The following is a 1,388-nucleotide window of genomic DNA, read 5'->3' on the forward strand; positions in this document are numbered from 1 at the left end:
CTCACGGTACTGGTTCACTATCGGTCAGTAAGTAGTATTTAGCCTTGGATGATGGTCCACCCATATTCAACCAGGATTTCACGTGTCCCGGCCTACTTGTTCGCGTGCTTAGTTCTTAATGCAACCTGCGTATACGGGGCTTTCACCCTCTATGGCCAACCTTCCCAAGTTGTTCTACTTCATTGCACTATAAATCACACCAGGCTCATCCCCGTTCGCTCGCCGCTACTTGGAGAATCTCAATTGATTTCTTTTCCTTCGGGTACTTAGATGTTTCAGTTCCCCGAGTTCGCCTCTACTACCTATGTATTCAGTAGTAGATGACCATGACTGCTCATGGCCGGGTTTCCCCATTCGGACATCTCTGGTTAAACGCTCGTTTCCAGCTCACCAGAGCTTTTCGCAGGATTCCACGTCCTTCATCGCCTCTTACTGCCAAGGCATCCACCGTTTGCGCTTCTCTTCTTGACCATATAATCTCAGTCACCTCAGATCATATGCTTCTATTTCAAATACAAGTACGCTTGTGTTACCTCTTTGTTTACCATATTTTTAATGAACGTCTGGTTACTCCAGATTAAAATGCTCTCGCAAAAGTACTTTAATCTGAATAAACCGAATGAAAAACCCTCTAATTTGGTGGAGCCGAGGAGGATCGAACTCCTGACCCCCTGCGTGCAAGGCAGGTGCTCTCCCAGCTGAGCTACGACCCCATTTTTTTTGGCATCGATCTTTTGTTTTACTCTTCGTTGCTCACACTTGCTTACTCAGTCACATACTGGCGTATGCTCCTTCGTGCACTCGCGTGTGCGCCTCGATTAAAACAAAACCTCTCGCAAAAAGCATTTGATTCATTTCGCCTCTATGCTTGCGCTGCCGCGCTCGCAACAAAAAGAATCGGGTTCTTCATTATCTCGAAAACAAACTGTGTGGGCACTTTAAATTACTTTAGTGCCATTAATTAAGGAGGTGATCCAGCCGCAGGTTCCCCTACGGCTACCTTGTTACGACTTCACCCCAGTCATGAACCACACCGTGGTAAACGTCCTCCCGAAGGTTAGACTATCTACTTCTGGTGCAGCCCACTCCCATGGTGTGACGGGCGGTGTGTACAAGGCCCGGGAACGTATTCACCGCGACATGCTGATTCGCGATTACTAGCGATTCCGACTTCATGGAGTCGAGTTGCAGACTCCAATCCGGACTACGAGCGACTTTCTAAGATTAGCTCCAGGTCACCCCTTCGCTTCCCTCTGTATCACCCATTGTAGCACGTGTGTAGCCCTACCCGTAAGGGCCATGATGACTTGACGTCGTCCCCGCCTTCCTCCGGTTTGTCACCGGCAGTCTCCTTAGAGTTCCCACCATTACGTGCTGGCAACTAAGGA

Annotated in this window: 1 tRNA gene and 2 rRNA genes; all 3 read right to left on the reverse strand. The window is 48.8% G+C overall.

Going from position 1 to position 1,388, the window contains the following annotated elements:
• Window positions 1-471: ribosomal RNA gene (locus ACWTE2_RS34560) — 23S ribosomal RNA — on the reverse strand; the annotation flags it as partial.
• Window positions 472-637: 166 nt separating this feature from the next.
• Window positions 638-713, reverse strand: a tRNA-Ala gene (locus ACWTE2_RS34565).
• A gap of 249 nt (window positions 714-962) precedes the next feature.
• A 16S ribosomal RNA gene (locus ACWTE2_RS34570) occupies window positions 963-1,388 on the reverse strand; the annotation flags it as partial.

This window comes from Legionella nigrisilvae (genome assembly GCF_977063395.2).